16 protein-coding genes are annotated in these 24,962 nt (G+C 37.5%); all 16 read left to right on the forward strand.

The genetic code is table 11. The features are described 5' to 3' along the window. The first annotated feature begins 151 nt into the window (after positions 1–151). The 16 genes from PQ459_09260 (at position 152) to rhaT (ending at position 24,905) form a co-directional block, all read left to right on the forward strand. Positions 152–841, forward strand: coding sequence for a response regulator transcription factor (locus PQ459_09260; protein WDF48648.1), 690 nt, complete (start codon positions 152–154; stop codon positions 839–841). Continuing rightward, the gene (locus tag PQ459_09265) at positions 838–2,211 is read left to right on the forward strand and encodes a HAMP domain-containing sensor histidine kinase (protein ID WDF48649.1); all 1,374 of its coding nucleotides are present in this window, start codon (positions 838–840) and stop codon (positions 2,209–2,211) included. Before PQ459_09260 ends, PQ459_09265 begins: the two co-directional genes overlap by 4 nt. 147 nt (positions 2,212–2,358) lie before the next feature. Continuing rightward, positions 2,359–3,000, forward strand: a complete 642-nt coding sequence (locus tag PQ459_09270; protein ID WDF48650.1) for a hypothetical protein — start codon at positions 2,359–2,361, stop codon at positions 2,998–3,000. A 5-nt stretch (positions 3,001–3,005) separates the two neighbouring features. Beyond that, entirely contained in the window at positions 3,006–4,139 is a 1,134-nt protein-coding gene (locus PQ459_09275; protein ID WDF48651.1) for an AAA family ATPase, read from the forward strand. Then, positions 4,112–4,855: a hypothetical protein gene (locus PQ459_09280; GenBank protein ID WDF48652.1), complete on the forward strand. Its 744-nt coding sequence runs from the start codon at positions 4,112–4,114 to the stop codon at positions 4,853–4,855. The genes PQ459_09275 and PQ459_09280 overlap by 28 nt, the downstream gene beginning before the upstream one ends. Then, positions 4,846–7,236, forward strand: coding sequence for a hypothetical protein (locus tag PQ459_09285; protein WDF48653.1), 2,391 nt, complete (start codon positions 4,846–4,848; stop codon positions 7,234–7,236). The genes PQ459_09280 and PQ459_09285 overlap by 10 nt, the downstream gene beginning before the upstream one ends. Next, a complete protein-coding gene (locus tag PQ459_09290; protein WDF48654.1) occupies positions 7,220–8,947 on the forward strand; it encodes an APC family permease in 1,728 nt (575 codons plus the stop codon). The genes PQ459_09285 and PQ459_09290 overlap by 17 nt, the downstream gene beginning before the upstream one ends. Further along, positions 8,940–9,962, forward strand: coding sequence for a hypothetical protein (locus tag PQ459_09295; protein ID WDF48655.1), 1,023 nt, complete (start codon positions 8,940–8,942; stop codon positions 9,960–9,962). The genes PQ459_09290 and PQ459_09295 overlap by 8 nt, the downstream gene beginning before the upstream one ends. A gap of 605 nt (positions 9,963–10,567) precedes the next feature. Beyond that, positions 10,568–11,941: a glycosyl hydrolase family 28 protein gene (locus PQ459_09300; GenBank protein WDF48656.1), complete on the forward strand. Its 1,374-nt coding sequence runs from the start codon at positions 10,568–10,570 to the stop codon at positions 11,939–11,941. Next, positions 11,938–14,790 carry a glycoside hydrolase family 2 TIM barrel-domain containing protein gene (locus PQ459_09305; protein WDF48657.1) on the forward strand — a complete coding sequence of 951 codons (2,853 nt, stop codon included), beginning with the start codon at positions 11,938–11,940 and terminating at the stop codon, positions 14,788–14,790. Before PQ459_09300 ends, PQ459_09305 begins: the two co-directional genes overlap by 4 nt. Position 14,791: 1 nt before the next feature. Next, positions 14,792–16,114 (forward strand): rhamnogalacturonan acetylesterase, encoded by a 1,323-nt coding sequence (locus PQ459_09310; GenBank protein ID WDF48658.1) that lies wholly within the window; start codon positions 14,792–14,794, stop codon positions 16,112–16,114. Positions 16,115–16,479: 365 nt separating this feature from the next. Then, positions 16,480–19,257, forward strand: a complete 2,778-nt coding sequence (locus tag PQ459_09315) for a glycosyl hydrolase (GenBank protein ID WDF48659.1) — start codon at positions 16,480–16,482, stop codon at positions 19,255–19,257. Positions 19,258–19,266: 9 nt separating this feature from the next. Continuing rightward, positions 19,267–20,070, forward strand: coding sequence for a DUF4350 domain-containing protein (locus tag PQ459_09320; protein WDF48660.1), 804 nt, complete (start codon positions 19,267–19,269; stop codon positions 20,068–20,070). A 382-nt stretch (positions 20,071–20,452) separates the two neighbouring features. Next, positions 20,453–22,354 (forward strand): rhamnogalacturonan lyase, encoded by a 1,902-nt coding sequence (locus PQ459_09325; GenBank protein ID WDF48661.1) that lies wholly within the window; start codon positions 20,453–20,455, stop codon positions 22,352–22,354. A gap of 5 nt (positions 22,355–22,359) precedes the next feature. Next, a complete protein-coding gene (locus tag PQ459_09330; GenBank protein WDF48662.1) occupies positions 22,360–23,523 on the forward strand; it encodes a glycoside hydrolase family 88 protein in 1,164 nt (387 codons plus the stop codon). Positions 23,524–23,816: 293 nt separating this feature from the next. Beyond that, entirely contained in the window at positions 23,817–24,905 is a 1,089-nt protein-coding gene (gene rhaT / locus PQ459_09335; GenBank protein WDF48663.1) for an L-rhamnose/proton symporter RhaT, read from the forward strand. Positions 24,906–24,962 lie beyond the last annotated feature (57 nt).

Raw genomic sequence — 24,962 nt, forward strand, 5'->3', positions numbered from 1 at the left:
TCTCGGATCGTTGTTAGAAAACCATTAGAAAATCTTTAGAAATTCATTAAGAATAAAAATATGAGATACCTTTGCAGAGAATTTAAATGGATAATTAATAACTGTTTATGATTGACAATTATGTAATATTTTATCCAGAAACAATTTTCCTATGAAAGTTTTAATTATTGAAGATAACGCCCGTGTTTCCGCACTTTTGAAAAGAGGTTTGGAAAGTCAGGGTTATCAGATCTATATTTCGGAGGACGCGGAAGATGCTTTGGTGATGGTCGATAAAATAGTGTTCGAGCTTGTGATCACAGACATTATGCTTCCCAAAATGAACGGAATCGAATTGAGTAAATCAATCAAGAAAAAAAATCCGGAACTTCCCATCATTATGCTGACCGCACTCGGAACGATTGATGAAAAGATTGAAGGTTTTGATGCCGGCGCAGATGATTATATGGTGAAGCCATTTGAGATCAGAGAATTGTACGTCAGGATCAAAGCGATTTTGTTGAGAAAATCAAATTCATCACAGAAAAGTGAACTCTCGGATCACATCGAATATCAAAATCTAAAAGTTGACAAAAATACCAACCGCGTTTTCCGAAATGAGAAAGAGATCAATCTCACGCCAAAGGAGTTTAAGCTATTGGTTTTTCTAATGAGCAACGCCGAAAGGATCCTCACCCGCGACGAGATCGCAGAGAATGTCTGGGGAAATCACTTCGATACAGGCACCAACTATATCGATGTTTACATCGCATATCTCAGAAAGAAAATCGATAAGGATTTTGATGAAAAATTGATTCACACAAAACCTGGCGTTGGGTTTATTTTTACTGATCAGATATGAGAATCGCTACCAGAACTGCGCTCAGCTACGCACTGCTGACAGCCGGCATCCTTTTCGTTTTTGCTTACGTCTTGTATTTTGTTTCCGAAAAGAATAGGGAAGATGAGTTCAATGACAGATTAGGCTACAAGATCATTTGGCGCTCAGAATTTATCTTCGATGCAAAAATCAACAATTCCAAGATCAAAGAACTCCACGAGCGCAACAAAAAAATGCTGAACGAAGCGGACATCAGTGTTTACAACAGCAAAAAAGAACTGCTTTTTACGGACATCAAACCTTCTTCCAAAAATCAACATTATTTGGATCAATTGATCAGGTCTAAGAAAAATCAAATCACCTGGCATAGAAGAGAACGCCAATATATGGCTTTCAAATACAGGTCTGATGAAAAGGACTTTTACATCATCGGCAGCGCAGTCGATGTTACCGGAATTGCTCATATTAAGGAATTTAAAAAGGATATTATCGTTATCTATTTCATTTCGATTCTCATCATTTTTATTATCGGTTTTCTGTTTTCATACTACACTTTGAAGCCTTTAAAAGACATCATTCTCCAGATCCGCGATATTTCTGAGCATAATCTGAACAAAAGATTGATTGTCCCGAAAGCAAAAGATGAGATCTATGAATTGGCAGAAACCTTCAATTCGACCTTCAACCGTTTAGAAAAATCATTTAATAATCACAAACAGTTTGTCACAACCATTTCCCACGAATTCCGAACACCACTTTCAACATTGATTGCAGAACTCGAACTCGCCAAGGAACTGAATACCACATTGGATGATTATAAACTTTCCATTGATAATGCTTTGCAGGACGCCAATCACGCGTCACAATTGTCATCGGCACTTTTAGATTTTGCGCGCGCAAGTTATGACGTCTCGCAGATCAGTTTTTCCGATATACGTTTGGATGAGATTGTGGCGGACGCGAAAGTAGATTTGCTTCAAAAGAATCAGAATTACAAGGTCGGGATCAATTACATGGATGATCTTGCAGACAAAGATGAGAGCAATTATGATTTTTATGGCAATCCTTATTTGTTGCGCATTGCTTTCCTCAATCTGATGGAAAATGCTTGCAAATATTCTCCAGACAAAACCTGTAGTGTAGAGATTGATGTTCAAAATGAAAATCTCGAAATCCGATTTATCGATCACGGAATAGGGATTTCACGAGAAGATCAGACCAGAATTTTTGACCTTTTTTACAGGGGAAATAATAAGAACTATGAGAATGGCAATGGCATTGGATTGTCCATTGTCAAAAGAATAATCGAAATTCATAAAGGCATTTTAGAAGTCCAATCTGAATTGCAGGTTGGTAGTATTTTCAGAATTAAATTACCAGTGAAAAATTAAGGTGACAGGTTTTTCTTTTAATAGTTAAGATTTTAGTCATTATAGAAAAGATGATTTTAGATTTTAATGTCATTAGATTTTGATAAATTAACTATGAATCATTCAATTAAAATTTTATTCTCAGGAAAATAATTTTATTTTTGTTAAATGACGGAAATCAAATCCCCATTTTTAGACACCTTGTTTCATCTGCGAAATGATGAGCATATCACCATTTTTGTAGCCATTCAGGATATTCCTAAAAAAGAAGAACAAGATGTTACAGGCTATCTCGAATCTGAGTTTGAAAAGGAAAGATTAGAGTTTTTATCAGATCAGATTTCTTTTGATTCCGAAGCGTCACTGTGGGCGGCAAAAATTCTGTATCGCAGTGCTCAACTGTATTTGATACGGAAAGACACAGATAAGAATCTTGAGAAATTAGTTCCAGCCTTCAATGGGAAACCAAATGTTTCAGCAGTTTTATCAGCGGATTTATCATTAAGATTTTTACCGCAAATTATTTCAGCTTTATACAATGCAGATGCGGAAGATCCATTAATCAAAATGCTGGAAAATATAATGATTCAGTTTCATTACTCAGCCGTCGGATTCGATCTGGATTTAGATAAAATCAACTGGGAAGAAGAATTAAAAGATGACACGTACAGAAAATTATACCTCGAAAGAATAGTTGAGAAGAAAGCTTACAAACTGGCCGAAATTCCATTCATCAATAAATTATTAATGGCAGAATTCGGAATGTACAAAGACGTTTTCTGGAGAGAATTAAAAACTATAACCAAATAAAAATAATGACTCAAAATATTGAAAAACTAAACCAAGTTCTAACACACGTCAAAGACACTTTCATCGGAAAAAATGATGTGGTAGATTTGTTGGGAATTTGTCTATTAGCACGAGAAAATGCCTTTTTGTACGGACCTCCCGGAACAGCAAAATCCGCCATTGTAAGAACCTTGGCAAAAGCTGTGAAAGACGGCAAAAACTTCGAATATCTCTTAACAAGATTTACCGAACCGAACGAGATTTTCGGACCTTTCGACATCAGAAAACTGAAAGAAGGAGAGCTTTTGACCAACACGGAAGGAATGATGCCGGAAGCGTCTATGGTTTTTCTGGATGAAATCTTCAATGCAAACTCTGCGATCCTGAATTCACTTTTGATGGCTCTGAATGAGAAGATTTTCAAAAGAGGAAAAGAAACAAAAAATCTTCCGGCTTTGATGTTTGTCGGCGCCAGTAACGTGCTTCCAGAAGATGAAGCTTTAAACGCACTTTTCGACCGGTTTCTGATCAGAATTAATGTGGATTATGTGCATCCCGATCTTCTTCAACAAGTACTTTTAGCAGGAAGAAAGCTCGAAAACAATCTGGAAACTGAAACACCGGAAATCCTTTCCCAAGAAATCAAGGAACTTCAAAGTTTGTGCAAGACTATTGAACTGAAGCCAATTTATGAAGTTTATTTAAATACCATCATCAATCTAAGAAATACTGGTATCGCCATTTCCGATCGTAGAGCTGTAAAACTTCAAAACCTGATTGCAGCAAGTGCTTTAATTTGCGGACGAAATGAAGCAATTCTTTCTGATTTATGGGTTTTAAAACATATTTGGGACACTGAAGAACAAATTGAAATCCTGGAAGGAATCATCAACCGAACCATCGAAAAAGATGAAAATCCGAAGTCGCATCCACAAGCTTTACAAAACAAAATTCCAAATCCCGAAGAGGTAATGAAAGATGTGAAAATTCTAGTCGAAAAATGGAATTCAGGAAGTCTCACTTTTGAAGAGCAAAATGTCATCAAAGATAAATTGAGATACCTCCAAACCCGTTGCGACTGGATCAGAAATCCTGAACAGAAACAGTACATCCAAACAGAAATCGAAAATCTATGGCAAAAGATTCTGCAAACGGTTTAAAAGAGTTTTGGGCAGAAATTCCCAGGATTGATGAAGATTTTCTTGGGTCAATCCGTGACTGGAAAAATATTCAAATTGCTTCGGAAGATGATGTGATCTGGCTAAAAGGTTTTACGGGTGAGCAGGCAGTTTCAGCGGAAATTCAGCAGTTGCCAAATTTTATTCTTTACGAATTGCGGGATGGGCTTCTGTTTCGAAAAGATGCATTGGTTCCCACCAAAAAAGTGCGAACTGCCTTGCTGTGGACGCCAATTGATAAAGCGTTAAAATTAACTTTCCCAATTTCAAACAACAATTTTTTCGGAATTGATGAAAGAATTGAAGTTAAATTAAAACCAAGTGAAGAAGAACAGCCAGCTTTTGCTTTGCTAAGTTCAATTGCTGAAATTAAAGAACTCATCATTGCTTTACCAAAATTCAAACTGGAAAAACTGGATTGGATTGTCATTAATGATAAAGCATTATTTGTAGGAAATCCACTACTAAGTTTCCCCGGAAAAACATTCTGGTTGAAAGACGGACATCTGTTGCCGTCGGGCTCCGATTTTGAATTTAAAAATTTGAGTTCCTTATTACAGAAAAAATACAATTCAGATCAGAATTACTTGATATTATGGAAGGAAGATGGTAGTTTTTTGAACATCAATAAAGATGATTTCCGACAATTGTCCGTCAGTTCATTTCGCCTCACAGAAAAATCGAAAGAATGGACTTAAAAGAATATTTCCAATCTTACGAAAACTACTTCTGGGAATGGACCACAGACAGAGATATCCGGGATGAGTCACAATATGATGACAACAATCTCATCTCGATCCCAAATGTCGGCGTAATTGCTTACAGAGCTTATACGATTGGGCTATTGAAGGAACTGACGGACGAGGGTTTTCCACCTTTTGGTTCATTTCTTCTTGCGATGTACGCTTTACAGGATGGCTATCTCAATCTGGATGGTCTGTTTTATCATCTGAGAAAACAAAAGGACAAAACCTATCTTAATGATCTCGAACTAGCCATTACTTTCTTGGAAAACCTAAGTCATGTTGGCCGTTCTTTCAAAAGAGGACAGAATAAAATCATTCTTTTAAAAACCATTTTTAAGGATGGACATAATCAGATTTCTGTGGGAGCTTCGGATTTAATGATCAGAAGATTTGAAAAAAGACCGCATAAAATCTCAGAATCTGCTGATAAAATTGAATTAACGCAATCTGTTGTCAACAAAGATATTAAGACATTAGCTGTCATCCAAGGCCGATTCCCAACGACGGAATCTATCATTAATGCAGTTCGTAACGCAGCTGATATTCCGGATTTGGAGGATGAAGTTGTGGAAGAGGAAACTACCATTGATACCGACAAGGACTTCATTCAGCAATTAATTGAGGATCCAAAAACGTTTCAGGTGGGAAGTTTGATAAAGAGAATCTGGAGCGGTCTGAAAATTCCGATGCGTCACCTTTCTCCTGGCGATCAGCCAATTGGAGGCGTTTCTGATATGACCAACAAAGGCGATTTCCACCGAATGCTCTTGTCAGAATTTGCCAATGAAGATGAGGTTTTTATGAGCCGTGTGGCAAATAACGAAGTTTTGTATATTCAGCGTGAGATACCGCCGGAGGAAAATATTTTCGAAAGGATCATTTTGATTGATACTTCGCTTCGAAATTGGGGAACGCCAAAAGTGTTGGCTTTCGCCTCGGCGATTGCGGTAATAAAGCATCCCAAAGCACATTCCGAGTGTCAGGTTTTTGCAGTGGGGGAAACTAATGTTCCTATCAATTTGAACAAGGTGGAGCAGATTGTGGATAATCTAAATCAAGTTAGTCCCGTTTTAGAAGTCTCGATAGCACTTGAAAAATTCTTTGCTGAAGAACATTCCGGGAAGGATCTGGAAGTGTTTTTCATTACACATCAGGAAAATTTGAATAATCAGAACCTTCAAAAAGTGATTCACGAAAACAGAGAGCGGCTGAAGTTTTTGGTAACGACTTCATCAGATGGCGAATTGAATTTTTACAAGCATCACAAAGGTACAAGGAAACATATTCAGAAAATTCAGCTGCCTGTAAAGGAATTGTGGTCAAATCCACCTAAACCAAAATCAAAAGGTGAAAAAGAAAGTCCCCGAAATCTTAAAAAGATTGAAGTTCCAAAGAATTATCCAATCCTTTTTCCAACACCAAAAAATAAGATTGCGACATTCTTGTACGAAGGTGAATTTTATATTTTGAGTTCCAAGAAGCAGTTGCTAAGGACTTATCTGTCAAGTAATTATTATAATGAAAATTATTTCGAACATTACAAAACACACCGAGGTTGCGAAGTTCTGATAGAAAATATATCTGTGAAACCGCGAGGTAAATTTGCATTGGCGAAAAACAGACAAAACCAATATATTCTTTGTCAATATCAAAATGATAAACAATTGGTTTCCAAACTCAATCTTGATACAAAAGAATACTCAGAACTCAATGTTTCCGGACATCATATTCCCTGGAACTTTGAACCGGTTTATTTTAATCAGAATTTTTACCTCTTTCAGGACGAATTTCCTTCTATTTTTAAGATCAATATAGAGGGCGAACTTTCCATTGAGATGGTGAAAACAGACAATGATATTTCCAAAAATCTTGCTAAAGTAAATGTAGAACTCGAAAAACAAATTCATAATGATATCAAGATTTTAAATAGTTTTAACAAGGTGGGAATCAACTCAGAAAACAATCTTGTGATTTCAAATAATGAGTTGGCAAAACATCTGGAGGATTCATTGACTTTGTACAGAAACAGATCCGCAATTAAAATTTCAGCACAGCAGAACAAAAATAAATTTGTTTTTTCCGATGGGAGCGAAATCATCACAGACTCCCGTGGTATGCTGACTTTCAAGAGCAGCAACAAGAATATTCCGGTTTTCTATATTCCTTCGGCGGAAGATGGCTTTCTGGCTTTAGCTACTGCGTATGAATTTGGCGGTTCAGAGTATTATTTATACGAATCTACAAAACTAAAAATTCGGGAACGGGAGGAGATGTATTCGGAATATCTGGATGCTTATATTAATCATATCTTATCTTATGGAACTGATTCTTAAGCCTTTTTCCGAAAACAGCTATCCTAAGAAAGGGATTCTGATCAAGAGTTCTTCTCCTTTCGCCTGGCTTGCTGAGATGGATTTTTTGGAAGTTGATATCAATCAAGTGAAAGCGTACGCTATTCCATCAAATGAACCCAACGTTTTGTATGGTTGTCTCCTCGTATTTGATCATATTGCTCCGAAAGAGATTGGCAGAAATTCTTATTTTCAATGTGTTAATGACAAATTGTTTATTCCCGAAAACACCATTGTCTATCCTAAAATAAATCCGGAAGACTGGCAGAATATTCAGCAGGAATATTTGATTATGCATCCTGATTTTGGATTGGTAAAATTAGCTCAGGAGATTGACTGGATTTCTTTGCTTCAAGAATCTGAGAAAAGCAATGATGTCATTAGAAAAGCATCAAAGGGTGTTAAAATTCCGCAAAAAATAGAAAGTTTTGCAGTTGAAATCAATGATGATAAAATTCTGGAGGAGCTGCAGAATCCAAAAAATGAGGAAGAATGGATGAAAGATCTGCCTTTTGACCTGAAAAAAGTAATGGCAGGCAACAAAAAAGAGATCGAGAAGTATCTGCAATATTTGGATAAATATCCCGACAGAGCTGCAGATTTGGGAGTTCCGCTGGATATTGCAGGAACTTCCAGAGGCGACGGCTTTGCAAAATATAGATTCGGAGGCAGTTGGCTCAGCAAACTTTTTGGAAATCACAGGGCGTCTTCCGAAGGTGGTGGGAAATCTGACTCAGGTAATCTAGGGTGTATATTTCCTGTTATCATCATCGTTATGTTAATTGCCAGAGTTACTCTCATCAATTTCAATAAAAATGAAACCCGAAAGCAATCTTCTGGTGATGTTCAGACCATCAACAAAGACTCAGTTGCGCTGCCACCGCCAGCTCCAGTAATTGGATATAAATCAGGCGTTACAGACATTGATCTGAAAATCGATTCAATGTATGGCAAAAAGCGGCAAAGTTTGATACAGGAATTTACCAAAGCGTCAATGTTTATCGGCAAAAAGGATGAAAAAAGCTATCAGGATTATTTAAAAGAAGGCGGGCGGCCAATTAAGGAGATTCAAGATGAAGTGATGGATTTTGAAGACAAAACATTTTTTTCGAAAGATTCCTTAAAGTTAGTCTACAGAAAGAAAATTGAAAAATACCTAGTCCAAAACGAAGAAAAATTTAAAAAGAAAATTCAAGATTCTTTGAAGAAATCAGGGTCAGGAATACCAGCGGACCAAGGCGTCGTGTCGACCCTGTTAAAAAAGAAAAAAGTTTTAGTAGAAGATTCACTCGGGCGACTTTTAGGAACCAAGGAATATCCGGATCCGCCAATGGATCCAAGTAAAAAAGGTACAGCAATCAAAAGCTTAGACAAAGAAATGCCTTATTCTAAACAAAACGTTTCATTGATGGAGATGATCTATCTGGTTGCGGGAATCATTGGAATTGTCGGACTATATTCCTATTTTTTCAGAAAAAAATCCTTGAGTTTGGGAGGCGACAATGTTCCACTCGGAATCAAGATTTTTTTGATGGTTGTACTCGTCGCGATGTTGGTGTACATATTTTTTCCATTGATAGAAATGTTTGGCTACAATTGGTTTGTCTGGATTTTGGTTATTTGCATCATCCTACTACTTTACCGATTGTTCAGTGAAGACAAAAATATTTTAAAATCAGATAAAGATGAATAAGCAGAAGTTTATCAGCAAATTTGTTGCGGCATTTTTCATTCTTGCGTTTTTCAAAATCGTTGGGTTTCTGGCGCAGCTCTTTCACGAAGATTTTTGGAGTGTCATTGGCACTATGTTGATTTTTCTCCTTGTGGCTTTTATCATATTCGTCGTTATTCTAGGTCTTGAAGATAAGGAAAAAGCAGGGCGTCTTTCCAGGCGAAATGGTGGACGCAATGGTGGAAATTTTTATCTGGAATCTACCATTTTTGACAGACTCAGAAATAAATATGAGGAACTTGCCCAGAAATACGTAGACGAAAAAAATTACATCAAAGCTTCGAAGATTTATATGAATTTGCTCAAAGATAATTACCGTGGTGCCAAGACTCTGGAAAACGGTAGTTTGTACAATGAAGCTGCTGTCATCTATCTTAAAAAACTAAATAATAAATCCGAAGCCGCCAATTGCTACGAAAAAGCAAAACAATACCGGAAAGCCATTGATCTTCAGAAAGAACTCGGACAGAAAGAAAAAGTTGGTGATCTTTATAAAGAAATTAATGACCAAGAAAACGCAAACGCCTATTACCAAATGGTTGTGGATGATTATGTCAACAATAATCAAATGGTGAAAGGATCTCTTGTTTATCGAAAAAAAATGGAATTGCCGGAAGAGGCGCAAAAGATTTTATTGAAAGGCTGGGGCGAGGATAAAGATGGATTCAATTGTCTTAATAATTATTTTGCCAACATTTTCGAGGTAAAAACTTTGGACAAGAGGATTCAGGAGTTATATCAGGATTTACCTTCAGAAAAGAAGTTGAATTATCTGAAAGCGATTAAGATAGAATTCAAAAAAGATCCAAAGCTTGAAGAAACGACCCGGAATATCGCCTATGAAATCATTTCTGAAAAAGTAAAAACGCATTCCGAAATTGTGAATGAATTAAAGCATTTCAATCCTGATGATGAGGTAATTTTGAAGGATATTTCCAGATTTAGGACAAGCAGAAATAATATGTTTAGAAACTAAACCAACAATTTATTTTAAAACAGAGATAACTGTACCCGTTTTACTCTTTGGAGATTTTCCGGAAAAAGGAAATATTTCTATGATTTCAAATTGTCTTACTTTTTTATTTAACTATCTAAGAGCGAGTCCAACACAAAGGGATAAGCGATTTCTGTAATCACCAATTTTAAAAATTAATTCCTTTTTCCAAACCTTGAAACGTTTGATAACAGGATTGTAAGGATGTATAATAATTGAATGTTTTTCGATCATAATATTCTAAAGGATAAGTAGTTAAAGATATTAGGTTAAGCACAATTAAAATAAAATAAACAATTTTATTCCTTTGATTTTAATGTTTTGGCAAAAAATTTGATGTTAAAAAATCAAATAAATCTAATTCATAGTTTATTAGATTTATTGATAAGGAGGGCAGCAATGCCCTCTTTCCTAGACATCAATAAATTCAATTATATTTTAACCGAAGAAGAGAGGCAGCTCAAATTTGTCTCTCTTCTTTTTTGTTATATTCCACCTGCAAGTGCAGGACACTGTAAGTTCCTAGAATGTTTATTTTTATAAAGTTGAAATAATGTCGATTTTTAGCATTATAAAAAAAATAAATTATGAAACTTCAAAGCAACTTTATATTATCTCTGTTTATAACTTTTCTTTTTTTATCAAATGTAAAAAGCCAGGACAAATGGCCAGACGGAACCAAAATCGACAAATGGTTTAAAGAAATCAAACCAGTAGACATCAATAAATTAGGAAAAAAATACATCCTTACAACCAACGGCGTGAAGAACGACAGCACAATTCTTCAGACCAAAGAACTTCAGGCTGTGATTGATTTGGCTTCTAAAAATGGCGGTGGAGTTGTGGTGGTTCCGAAAGGAACATTTTTAATTAGTTCGGTTTTCTTCAGACAGGGAACGCATTTGCATTTGGAAAGTGGCGCGAAATTAAAAGGAAGCGACGACATTAATGACTTTCCGGTGGTAACAACGAGAATGGAAGGTCAGACGGTAAAATATTTTCCGGCTTTAATTAATGCTGACGGATTGGATGGTTTCACGATTTCTGGTAAAGGAACTTTGGACGGAAACGGACTTCGCTTCTGGAAATCATTCTGGAAAAGACGCGAGTGGAATCCTAAATGTACCAATATGGATGAAATGAGACCAAGGATTCTCTACGTTTCCAATTCAAAAAATGTTCAGGTAGAAGGAATTACCATTAAAAATTCTCCGTTCTGGAGTACACATTATTACAAAAGTGATTTCGTTAAATTGTTAAATCTGACGATTCTCGCTCCGAAAGAACCTGTGAAAGCTCCAAGTACAGATGCGGTTGACATCGATGCGTGTTCCAATTTCCTGATTAAAAATTGTTATATGTCAGTCAATGACGACGCGATTGCTTTGAAAGGCGGTAAAGGTCCGAAATCCGATAAAGACCCGAACAACGGTGAAAACAGAAACATTCTAATCGAAGACAACAGCTTCGGATTTTGCCACAGCGTTTTGACTTGCGGAAGTGAGTCGATTCACAATTATAATGTGATTTTGCGAAATTCTAAAGTGAACGATGCATCAAGATTATTACATTTGAAAATGCGTCCGGACACGCCTCAGCACTACGAATTTCTTACGGTTGAAAACATTACAGGAAATGTAAAAACATTTCTGTATGTAAAAGGCTGGAACCAGTTTTTTGATTTAAAAGGCGAAGAAAGACCGAGAAAAGGATTGGCGAACAATATCACCATTAAAAATATCGACATCAGTTGCGAAACGGCGTTCTCTGTTGAAAAATCTGATTTATTCGATTTAAAAGATTTCACATTTGAAAACTTCAAAATCAAAGCTTTAAAGCCTGAAATGCAAAACCTGAATCATATTCAGAATTTAAAGCAAAAAAATATCAATGTGACGCAAGTCGCTTCTCTCACGCAATCTTACGACAAAAAAGACGATTCCGATATTTCTGCTAAATGAGTTTTTTTTCCAAAATATTCGTTCTTTTATGCTTTTGCTCACAGTTTCTGCATTCTCAATCTAAGGAAATCCAATTCCTGAGCGGGACAGATTCTGAGCATACCAAAGAATGGGATTTTTGGATAACCGGCGGAAGAAAATCTGGAAGCTGGAATAAAATTCAGGTTCCGTCACAATGGGAACAGCAGGGATTTGGCTCGTACAACTATGGAAGAGATTACGTCACCTACGGCAAAAATTTTAAATTTAATGATGAAGTAGGTCTGTACAAACACAAATTTTCAGTTCCGAATTCGTGGAAAGGAAAATCAGTCAATATCGTTTTAGAAGGTTCGATGACCGACACCGAGGTGAAAATCAACGGAAAATTGGCCGGAGAAATTCATCAGGGTGCTTTTTATGAATTTAAATATGATATTTCCGACAAAATACTATTCGGAAAAGAAAATATTTTAGAAGTTAAGGTTTCTAAAATGTCTGCGGATAAATCGGTTAACAGCGCAGAACGTCTGGCGGACTATTGGGTTTTAGGCGGAATTTTCCGTCCGGTTTATTTAGAAGCCAATCCTAAAGAAAATATTTCATCAACATCCATCGATGCCAAAGCAGACGGAACTTTCCGTTCGAATGTTCATTTAAAAGGAATTCAATCTGCCAATAATGTAAAGGTCGAAATTTTTGATGTTAAAAATAATTTAGTTGGTGAATCTCAAGTGACCGTTAAAAAAGGTGATACATTAAAACAGATTCAATTTTCGATTAAAAATCCAAAACTCTGGACGGCTGAAACACCTAATTTATACAAGGCGAAATTCAGTTTAAATAAAAACAGAAAAAACATCTACCAAACCGAAGAAAAATTCGGTTTCCGAACGGTTGAAATCCGACAAGGCGATGGCATTTACGTCAACGGAACCAAAATCAAAATGAAAGGCATCAACCGTCACGTTTGGTGGCCTGAAACGGGAAGAGCGGTCAACAAAAACATCGATTTGATGGATGTTCATCTCATCAAGGAAATGAATATGAATGCCGTTCGCTGTGCTCATTATCCACCGAATAAATCGTTTCTTCAGATTTGCGATTCTTTGGGTTTGTATGTTTTGGATGAACTCGCTGGTTGGCAGAAAAAATACAGCACTGAAGTGGGCAAAAAGCTAGTGAGAGAAATGGTTACGAGAGATTCTAATCATCCTTCTATTATTTTCTGGAGCAACGGAAACGAAGGCGGACATAATTTCGATTTGGATGCAGAATATGCCAAATATGACCTGTCCAACCGTCCCGTCATTCACGCGCATCACAAGCCAGGAAACGCTTTCAACGGAATTGATTGCAATCATTACGAAGATTACTACAGTACCAAAAAAATTCTCGAAGGAGAAAATATTTATATGCCGACCGAGTTTCTGCACGCGCAGGACGACGGCGGTGGCGGAACTTCTCTGGCCGATTATTGGGAACTGCACTGGAATTCCAAAAAAGGTGCGGGCGGTTTTCTCTGGGCGTTTGCAGACGAAGGTTTGGTACGAACCGATTTTAATAATCAACTCGATGTGAACGCAATCAATGCTCCGGATGGAGTGGTGGGTCCGCATCGTGAAAAAGAAGGAAGTTTTTACGCGATTCGGGAAATTTACAGTCCGGTAAAAATTGATTTGAAAACGTTGCCGGATGATTTTAATGGAACAATTCTTGAAAACCGATATCATTTCACGAATTTAAATGAATGTCAGTTTGAATGGAAGCTGGTCAAATTTAAAACTCCATTTTCTTCTGAATCTGGTTTTGATGTTGTTAAAAATGGTAAAGTACAATCTCCGAATATTAATCCAACTGAAAAAGGAAGTATTAAATTAAATCTTCCTCAAAACTGGAAAGAAAGTGAAGCCTTGATGCTGACTGCGACCGATTCTTTTGGAAAGGAAATTTACGCCTGGACTTGGAAAATTAAATCGAACGATGATGTTTCCAAACAGTTTTCGAAATCCTTAGTCAAAGAATTTCCGGTTTCAGTTATCGAAAATGATTCGTTGTTTATTTTGAAATCAGACGAAAAGGAATTTTCATTTGGAAAGAAAGACGGATTATTAAAATCTGTGATTTTAGATAAAAAAGGCAAAAAAATGACCTTCCGAAACGGACCGGTTTTCGTGAATGGAAAAACGGAATTATCTTCCATAAAAGCTTTTGCAGAGGGACAAAATCAAGTCATTCAGATTTCATACAAAGACGGGAAAAAAGCAGTTTGGAAATTAAATCCGAATGGTATTTTAGAATTGAATTATGAATATTCGCTTGCCGGAGATTATAAGTTTGCAGGTGTAAGTTTTGACTATTCCGAAAATTATGTCATCGGCGCAAAATGGCTCGGCAAAGGTCCATATCACGTTTGGAAAAACAGGACTCAGGGACAGACTTACAACGTCTGGCAAAATCTCAAGAACTCGACCAGAACAGGTTTTTCACCTTGGATTTATCCTGAATTTAAAGGATATTTCGACGATATTTCGTGGTTGCAGTTGAATACTGCAGAAGGAAAAATCACGGTTGGAACGAAAGAAGAGAAAATGTTCGTCAGACTCTTTGATTTTTACGGAATTTACGGTGCAGAAGGTTACCCGAAACTGCCGACCGGAAATATTTCTTTCCTCGATGCGATTCCGCCGTTGGGAACTGCTTTGGCGTTTAATATTAATAATGACACTGCAACTTTAGGCCCGGAAAGTGAACCGAATCATTTGAAAGGAACATTCAAAAGAACTTTGTATTTCTATTTTGGCCTGCCGGATTTGGGCGATGAAAATAAACAGTTTACAATGCCGAAAGAAAATATTTTAACAGATTAAAATGAAGAGCTGGATAAGATTTTTGACGCTGTTTTTAGGTTCGCTTTTGTTCGCACAACAGACGAGTTTCAGGTTTGATTTTGGCACAGACAGAACCGAAAACGGATTTATTCCCATCACATCAACATCGAAATTTGATAAGAAAATTGGTTACGGATTTATGGATATTTCCGGTTTGAAATCTGTTGATAACGGCGGAAATGCTTTGACGGGAGATTATATTACCAGCGACAAACCATTCTATTTTTCAGTCGCAATTCCTGAAGGAAATTATAATATTACATTAAAGCTTGGCGATACCAAAAGAACATCCGAAACAACCGTTCGTGTAGAAAACCGCCGTCTGATGCTGAATGATATTAAAACGAAAAAAGGCGAAATCCTCGAAAAACAAATCACAGTTCACGTCAAAGACAGCATCATCCGAAATCAGGATGGAACTCAAATCGGAATCGTAAAACTGAAACCAAGAGAAAGAAAATATTTACATTGGGACAATTTGCTGACGATTGAGTTCAATGACAAAGCACCAAAAGTTTGTTCGGTCATCATTCAGCCCAACAAAATGGCAAAAACTATTTATCTGACCGGCGATTCCACGGTTGTGGATGCGCAGTACGAACCCTGGGCGTCTTGGGGACAGATGTTGCCGTATTTTTTCGTTCCGAATGAAGTCGTGATTGCCAATTATGCTGAAAGTGGAGAAACTTTAAAAGCTTTTGAGGACCGCCACCGAATCGATAAAATCTGGAATAAAATAAAGCCCGGAGATTATCTTTTCATTCAGTTTGGGCACAACGACCAGAAAGCGGGCAACAGTACAAAATCAGGTTACAGAAAGAGATTAAAGGAATGGATTTTAAAAGCAAAAGAACTGGGAGTAATTCCGGTTTTGGTTACTTCAATGAACCGCAGAGTTTTTGATGAGAACAATAAAATCGTCAATACTTTAGATGATTTTCCCGATGCAATGCGTGAAATTGCGAAGGAAGAAAAAGTCTATTTAATCGATTTGAATGCATTAAGCAAAACCTTATTAGAAGCAATGGGACCGGAAGAAGCAAAAAAAGCATTCGTGCATTATCCAGCAAATTCCTATCCCAACCAACCAACTGCTTTGGCGGATGATACGCACTTCAACACGTATGGCGCTTACGAATTGGCAAAATGTGTCGTGAAATCTATCGTCGACCAAAATTTACCTTTAAAGAAATATATTTCAAAAAATTATAAAAAATTTAACCCAAATAAACCTGATAAAGTTGAAAACTTCCACTGGCCGGAATCTGTTTTTATGGAATCTTTGAAGCCTGATGGAAATTGAAAGTAATAGAATGATTCGAACCGAAATTTTGTTTGCCCCAACCCTAAAGGAAGCAAAATTTCTGTGAAGATTTCATCAAAATTACACCCTTTAGAGTTGGGGAAATGATTTTGATGAAATTGAAAGTCCTGAAAGGACGTTATCAAAAGCATTGGGTGAAGCCCAATGATAAAGTGAAAGAAATAGCAAGCGAGCCCTGAAAGGGCGAAATCAAAACGTAACAAAAAAATCTTTGATTTTTAAAAACTAATGTGCTCTCTTCAAAAGCCGAATCGCTCACTAAAAAAATAACTAATGTGTCCAAAATCTTTTGTGACTTTTATGGTTAATTTAAAAGTTAACAGCGGTAAATTAAACAGTCAAAAATGAAAATTAAAAATATAGTCAGTCTCAGCCTCCTCTGTTTTGCCTTGGGAAATCTCTCCGCACAAAACCCGTGGCCCAAAACCACCGAGACCGCAAAACCGTGGACCCGCTGGTGGTGGATGGGAAATGCCGTCGACGAAAAAGGACTGGATAAACAACTCACTACTTTACATAAAGCAGGTTTTGGAGGTGTTGAAATCGTCCCAATTTACGGAGCAAAAGGTGTTGAAAAACAATACCTGACTTACCTTTCTCCGGATTGGATGAAAATGCTTCAGTTTACGACTAACAAAGCCAAAAGCCTGAATATGGGCGTTGATATGGCTGTCGGAACTGGTTGGCCGATTGGCGGGCCGCAGGTTGATGAACAGGATGCGGCGACAAAAATGATTGTTCAGACGTACGCGATTTCATCAGGTGAAAAATTTTCAGATAAAATCGTTCTGAAAGATGAGAAACAAAAGAATTTAAAAACAGTAAAACTCGATATTGTCACTGCTTACAATGAAAGAAATGAAGCTGTAGTTTTAACGGATAAAATAAATGCTGACAGAACGTTGAACTGGAAACCAAGTTCAGGAAAGTGGACGGTTTACGCAGTTTTCGTAGGTAAAACTTTACAAAAAGTAAAACGTGCTGCGCCGGGTGGCGAAGGTTACACTTTAGACCACTTTTCGCCGGACGCAACCAAGGATTATCTGAAAACTTTCGATAAGGCCTTTGGAAATTCCAATTATGGGATTCGTTCATTTTTCAATGACAGTTATGAGGTTTATAACGCTGACTGGACGCCGGATTTTTTAAATGAATTCAAAAAAAAGAGAGGATATGATTTAAGTCCATTCATCAAGTATCTCGTGAGCAATGAGGAAAATGAAACTGCAGGAAGGGTGAAATCGGATTACAGAGAAACTCTGAATGAACTGATTTTAAATAATTTCACCAAAGATTTTACCAACTGGGCGCATTCCAAAAACTCAAAAAATACCAATCAGGCACACGGTTCGCCGGGGAATTTGTTGGATTTGTACGCAGCAGTTGATATTCCTGAATCTGAAACTTTCGGAAGTTCGATTTTTGAAATTCCGGGTTTGAAAAGAGATACTGCGGATATTCAGAAATCAGATATGCCGGATTTTAATATGTTGAAATTTGCTTCTTCGGCAGCAAATGTGACGGGCAAAAAATTTACGTCCAACGAAACTTTTACCTGGCTGACAGAGCATTTCAAAACCTCTTGGTCACAGGCAAAACCGGAAGTAGAGCAGGTGTTTTTATCGGGAATCAACCACGTTTTTTACCACGGTACGACTTATACTCCAGCCGATGTGAAGTTTCCTGGGTGGCTGTTTTATGCTTCAGTAAATTTCGTTCCTGAAAACAGTTTATGGCCACATCTGAAAGGACTTAATTCTTATATCGAACGTACGCAATGTGTTTTGCAAAGCGGAAAATCGGATAATGAACTGCTGATATATTGGCCGGTTTACGACCAGTGGGCAAGTCCGAAAGGGAAGGATGTGACATTCAAAGTTCATAACGTGGAAAAATGGTTGGTGCCGACCCAGATGTATGAAAATATGAACAAGCTCAGTAAAATGGGGTATTCTCTCGATATGATTTCGGATAAAATGATTGGCGAATCTAAGTCGGAAAATCAGAAGATTCAGGTTTCGAAGGAAGGCTCGGCTTATCAGGCTTTAATTATTCCTAAACTGACGTATCTGCCGGAATCTACTTTAAAAAGCATAATCGATTTAGCTCAAAACGGTGCATCAATTGTCTTTCAAAACGAACCAAAAGATATTCCCGGAAACTTTGAAGTGGAAAAAAGAAGAACGCAGTTAAAATCTTTATGGAATCAGATTCCGTTTCGAAATCAAACTGGAAATGTAAAAATGGCAAACTTTGGAAAAGGAAAAATTCTATTGAGTTCTGATGTTGCAAAAGCTTTGGAATATTTAAAAATCGAAAGAGAAAAACTGACTGATACAGGATTGAAATTCGTGAGAAGACAGTTCGATGGCGGAAAATATTATTACATCGTCAACCATACTTCAAAGGAAATCAATCAAAATATTCCGTTAAATTATATCGGAAAACAAGTGACTTTGATGAATCCTGAAAATGGAGATTATGGACTTGCAGAGACTCAGAATAATTCAGTAAAAGTTCAGTTGAAATCAGGAGAATCCTTAATTATAAAAAATACTGAAGATATTTATACTTCGATTCCCAATTGGTATTACGTTGAAAAAACCGATGCGGCGATTCTTTTAAATCAACCTTGGCAACTCACTTTCAAAGACGGCGGTCCCGAACTTCCGAAGACCAGAACTTTAGACAAACTTCAGCCTTGGACAAACTTCACGGAAGATGCTTCAACCCAAAGTTTTTCCGGAACCGGAGTGTATACAACGACTTTAAAATTAAAAAAGAAAAATGCTGACAATTATCTTCTGAAATTCGATAAACTCTATGAAAGTGCAAAGGTGATTGTCAACGGTCAGGATGCCGGAATTGTCTGGAGTCTGCCTTTTGAAATCAACATCGGAAAATATCTGAAGAAAGGGAAAAATACAATCCAAATCGAAGTCTGCAACCTGATGGCGAACCGAATCCGTGATATGGACCAGAAGAAAATCCAGTGGCGAAATTACCACGAAATCAATTTTGTGAATATTAACTACAAGCCGTTTGACGCATCCAACTGGAAAGTTCAGCCTTCCGGTCTGGACGGAGAAATTCAAATAATTCCAATTTATTATTCAAAATAAAAATTAATTATGACTAAAAATATCATAAAAACATTTGCATTAGGAACTTTGCTGACCTTCAGTTTTTCCAATGCTCAGCAGAAACCGAAAGTAGTTTTAGACAACTTTTTCAACAACGAAAAAAAGGAAAATAAAGAAACCAAAGTTCTCGAATCTTGGCATTACACGTGGAACGACACCAGCAACGGCGGGTTTTCTTTGCTGGGAGAAATCTTTACAAAACAAGGTGCCGAAATCAGTACTTTGACCACGGCTCCCACCAAAAAAGATTTGAAAAATGCCAATATCTACATCATAGTCGATGCCGATATTGACAAAGAAGCATACGGCGGAAAGGCGAATCTAATTGACCCGACCAGCATTAAAAATCTGACAGATTGGGTGAAAAAAGGAGGCGTTTTGGTTCTGATGAGCAATGATAACGGCAATTCAGAATTCGAACATTTCAACAAACTTGCTGGAGAATTTGGAATTCATTTCAATGATGATAGCTACAACCGCGTTCAGAAAAGAGAATTTGAGCAGGGAAAAGTAATGGTTCCGGCCGGAAACGAAATTTTCGCTGAGCAGAAATTATATATGAAGGAAGTGGCAACGGTTTCCGTGAAAAGTCCGGCGAAAGAATTGCTTTCTGCGGAAGGCAAAAACATCGCAGCCATCGCAAAAATAGGCAAAGGAACTGTTTTCGCACTAGGCGACCCGTGGTGCTACAACGAGTATATCGACGGCAAAAAACTTCCTGCAGATTTCACCAATTATCAGGGAACTGAAGAGTGGGTGAAATGGTTGTTGAAACAGACTTCTAAGAAATAATTTTTTTAAAGTGCAATCGGTTGAAAATTGTTTGAGAAGATTTATTTGGGCAGCTTAATCCGCCTTCCACTCCCGCTTTTTTGCTCGTCGTTCCTCCTCACAAAAAGAGCTCCGTTCAAGTCGGGCTGCAAATGATTCAACGTTCAAAATTGCTTTTAAATTTTGAAAAACCCCTGAAAGGGCATAATCAATAGTATTGGATGTAGCCCAATGATAAGAACAACAGATGTGAATCAGCCCTGAAAGGGCAATATCAAAAGCATTGGGTGAAGCGCAATGATAGATTAAAGGAAGATTTCACACAGCCCTGAAAGGGCGAAATCAATTAAAATCAACCTTTGGAAAACGGCAACCATTAGCCAAAACTTATAAAATCAGAATTATGAATGTAAAATTCAAATTTATTTTAGGTGCAATTCTTTTTTCAGAGCTCCTGTCAGCACAAAGACAAATGGAATATCTGAAACGGGGAATCGTGGCCCTACCTTCAGATTCAGGTGTTTTTGTGAGTTGGCGTTTGCTCGGCACAGAAGCTCAGGACACCCATTTTGATTTGTACCGAACTGAAAATAATTCAACCAAAAAGCTGAATGAAAAACCACTTTCAAACGAAACCAATTTTTTAGATAAAACCGCAGACAAAACAAAAAATTACACTTATTTCGTCAAGTCAAATACTAATGACAAATCGGTTGATATTGATTCTGCAAACTATGTTGCGAATCAAAAACCTTATTTTTCAATCCCACTGAAAACACCACAAGGTTACACGCCAAATGACGCATCAGTCGCAGATTTGGATGGAGATGGTGAATATGAAATCATCCTTCATCAAACCGGAAGGTCAAAAGACAACAGCCAGAAAGGAGAAACCGACCCGCCGATTATTCAGGCTTACAAGATGGATGGCAAGCTTTTGTGGGAAATCAATTTAGGCAAAAACATCAGGGAAGGAGCGCATTATACGCAGTTTTTGGTCTATGATTTAGACCAGGACGGAAAAGCGGAAATCGTAATGAAAACCGCTGACGGTAGCAGAGATGGCAAAGGAAAATTCATAGGCGACCAGACAAAAAATTACGTCAACGAAAACGGAATGATTCTCTCCGGACCGGAATTTATGACTGTTTTTGACGGGGAAACCGGCGCAGAAATTCACACCGTGAATTATGAAGTTCCAAGATTGGCCGGCAGTTTAAATCCAACAGACGAACAAATGACCGAAACCTGGGGCGATGCGAAAGGAAATAGAATCGACAGATTTTTGGGAGCAGTTGCTTATCTGGATGGCAAAACGCCGAGTGTGATTATGTCGAGAGGGTATTACACCAGAACCGCGATTGCGGCCTGGGATTATAAAGATAAAAAACTCAGCCTGCGCTGGCTTTTTGATACCGAAAGTTCGGAAGAAAATAAAAAATACCGCGGACAGGGAAATCACAATCTCAGCATTGCGGATGTCGATAACGATGGGAAAGACGAAATTGTTTTCGGTGCAATGACTGTAGATGATAACGGAAAAGTGTTGAACAGTACAGGTTTTGGTCACGGCGATGCTTTGCACGTTGGAGATTTAGACCCATCCAATCCGGGATTGGAAATTTTTGATATTCAGGAAAGATTTGATGATGCGGGCGCGCATTTCAGAGATGGGAAAACTGGAAAAGTTTTATGGAAATTGCCATCAACTCTTTACAGTGAATCCAGTAAATTTCAGGGACCGGGACGGGGTTTGTCTTTGAATATTGACCCACGTTACGAAGGTTCGGAATCGTGGGCAGCCGGAGCTGGATTAAGAGGAGTTTATAACACGAAAGGAAAAAAAATCAGCAACAAAAATCCACCAGCGAATATGGGAATCTATTGGGATGGAGATTTTTTAAGCGAAATTTTAGACGGAACCAACGTGTCAAAATGGGACTGGAAAAAAGAAAAATCCAATCTGATTTTTGATGCTAAAAGTTTCCAATGTGAATCGAATAACGGAACGAAGAAAAATCCGGCTTTGGTGGCTGATTTATTCGGAGACTGGCGTGAAGAGGTGATGTACAGAACGGCCGATAATCAGGAATTGAGAATTTTTTCTACGACCATCCCAACAAAACACAGGCTGTACACTTTGATGCATAATCCGCAATATAGATTGAGTATTGTCTGGCAAAATGTCGGGTACAATCAGCCTCCGCATACCGATTATTATCTGGATGAATCGATTAAGGAAATGCCTAAACCGAATGTTAAAACAGTAAAACCTCAGAATAAAATTAATAAAACAATAAATTAAAATATATGAAGAGATCATTAATCAAAAATGGATTTTTCGCCTTGATCATTGGAGTTTTGTCCTCCTGTTCAACTCAAAAATCAAGCTCTGCAAGCAAAGTTGAGTTGCCTAGTAAAAAAGAAGTTCTAGAAGTCTCGAGAAGAGCCAACCAATATTTTATGGACAAATGGCCAGACACAAAAAAAGAGATTGTAGGAAAGAAAGTTTGGCCAAGTAACCTCTGGACGAGAGCGGTCTATTATGAAGGTTTGATGGCATTACATTCCATTGATCCTAAAAAAGAATACTATGATTATGCGATGTCTTGGGCAAACAATCACAATTGGGAATTACAGCGTGGAACATACACCAGAAATGCAGATCATCAGGCGTGTGGACAAACGTATCTTGACCTCTATGAAATTGATGGAAGAAAACACCCCGAGAGAATTAAAAATGTAAAAGCAGCAATGGACAGTATGATTGCCACATCAAAAGTTGATGACTGGTGGTGGATTGACGCGCTTCAAATGTCGATGCCGATTTTCACGAAATTGGGTAGAATAACTGGAGAACAAAAATATTTCGATAAAAATTATGAAATGTATGCCTATACAAAATACAAGCACGGCGGAAATGGTCTTTATAATCAAGAGGACAAAATCTGGTGGAGAGACAAAAGTTTCGTTCCGCCTTACAAAGAACCAAATGGTGAAGATTGCTACTGGAGCCGTGGAAACGGTTGGGTAGTGGCTGCATTGGCGAAAACCCTCCACGATACACCGAAGTCTGATCCTCATTATCAAGAATATCTGCAGGATTATAAAGATTTGTTGGCGGCATTGCTTCCGATCCAGAGAGAAGATGGATTTTGGAATGTGAGTTTGCACGATCCTACCAATTTCGGTGGAAAGGAAATGACCGGAACCGCGCTTTTCGTTTATGGAATGGCGTACGGAATTAATAATGGTTTAATTGATCGAGATATCTATTTGCCAGTTACAGTAAAGGCTTGGGATGCGATTGTAAAAGATTCCGTGCAACCAAATGGATTTTTAGGATGGGTACAAGGAACAGGGAAGGAGCCAAAAGATGGTCAACCACTTTCTGTAAGCAAAGAACCGGATTTTGAAGATTATGGTTTAGGTTGCCTATTGCTTGCAAGCAGTGAGGTTTACAAACTGAAGTAGTTTTAATTAGTTAATATAATTTTGAAAGGACTTAATAATGAAAATTGTTAAGTCTTTTTTGTTGTTTCAAATTCATAATCATTCAGCATAACAGTTACTCAGATCTATTTTCAGGGAAATTAATGAAATTAAAAATGTTTAAAAATAAAGATAACTGCCATCATAGTAACAAGTTGAAACAAATGTTTAATAAATTATAAAAAATCATATTTTTCAGAACGTTATGCATGACACTACAAGATGCGCAATCGATTTCATCTTGTTAATTTTCAAATTCAAGCAATACAATCATTATGAATGCATTATTAGGAGTTTTATTTCATTTCTTAGGTGGATTTTCATCGGGCAGTTTCTATTTGCCTTATAAAAAAGTGAAAGGTTGGCAATGGGAAACGTTTTGGTTGATTGGCGGTACTTTTTCCTGGATTATCGTTCCACCATTGGCAGCATATCTTACCATTCCAGGATTTTGGGAAATTATAAAGAGTGCGAGTTCCTCAATTATTGGATTGACTTTTTTATTCGGCGCGCTGTGGGGAATCGGTGGATTTATGTATGGTCTGGGCGTCCGTTATTTAGGTGTTGCGTTGGGAAGTAGTATTATGTTGGGACTTACGATGGTCATTGGATCTCTCGTTCCATCTATTTTTTATGAATTTTCTCCGCAGACTGGAAAAGATAATATTGGTTTAATGCTTTCAGAATCTTGGGGACAGTTTGTTTTGCTTGGACTTTTCGTTTGCGTTATCGGAATTATAATCAGCGGAAAAGCTGGTGTGATGAAGGATAAGGAACTTCAAACGAATTCTGTTGATCCTCACGGAATGGAAGTGAAAACTGAATATAAATTTGGTTTAGGATTAACTGTCGCAATCATTTCTGGGATTTTGAGTGCTTGTTTCAATTTTGGATTGGAAGCCGGAAAACCGATGGCGATGGTGGCGAATGAGGCTTGGAAAGTTGCAAATCCAAATCAGGGAGAATTTCTTTTTCAGAATAATGTGACCTACATTGTGGTTCTCTGGGGCGGAATGGCCTCCAACCTGATTGGTTGTTTGTACTTAGCTTTCAAAAATAAATCATACACCGATTACACAAAGAAAGATGTTCCAGTCGTGAAAAATATCATCTTTTGTGCGATGGCTGGAACGATGTGGTTTCTACAATTCTTCTTCTACGGAATGGGGGAAAGTAAAATGGGGAATGGACCAAGTTCGTGGATTTTGCATATGGCATTTATCATTTTGATAGCCAATTTGTGGGGTGTAATTATCAAAGAATGGAAGGGCGTTTCCAAAAAAACGATTACGACAATTTCTGTAGGAATGCTCATTATGTTCGTTTCGATTTTAATAGTTGGATATGGAAATTCTTTGCGATAATATAATTTTTTCAATCTCAAATATTTTAAGGCAATGATTTTTATCAGTTGCCTTTTT

Source organism: Chryseobacterium sp. KACC 21268 (assembly GCA_028736075.1).
Lineage (GTDB): Bacteria > Bacteroidota > Bacteroidia > Flavobacteriales > Weeksellaceae > Epilithonimonas.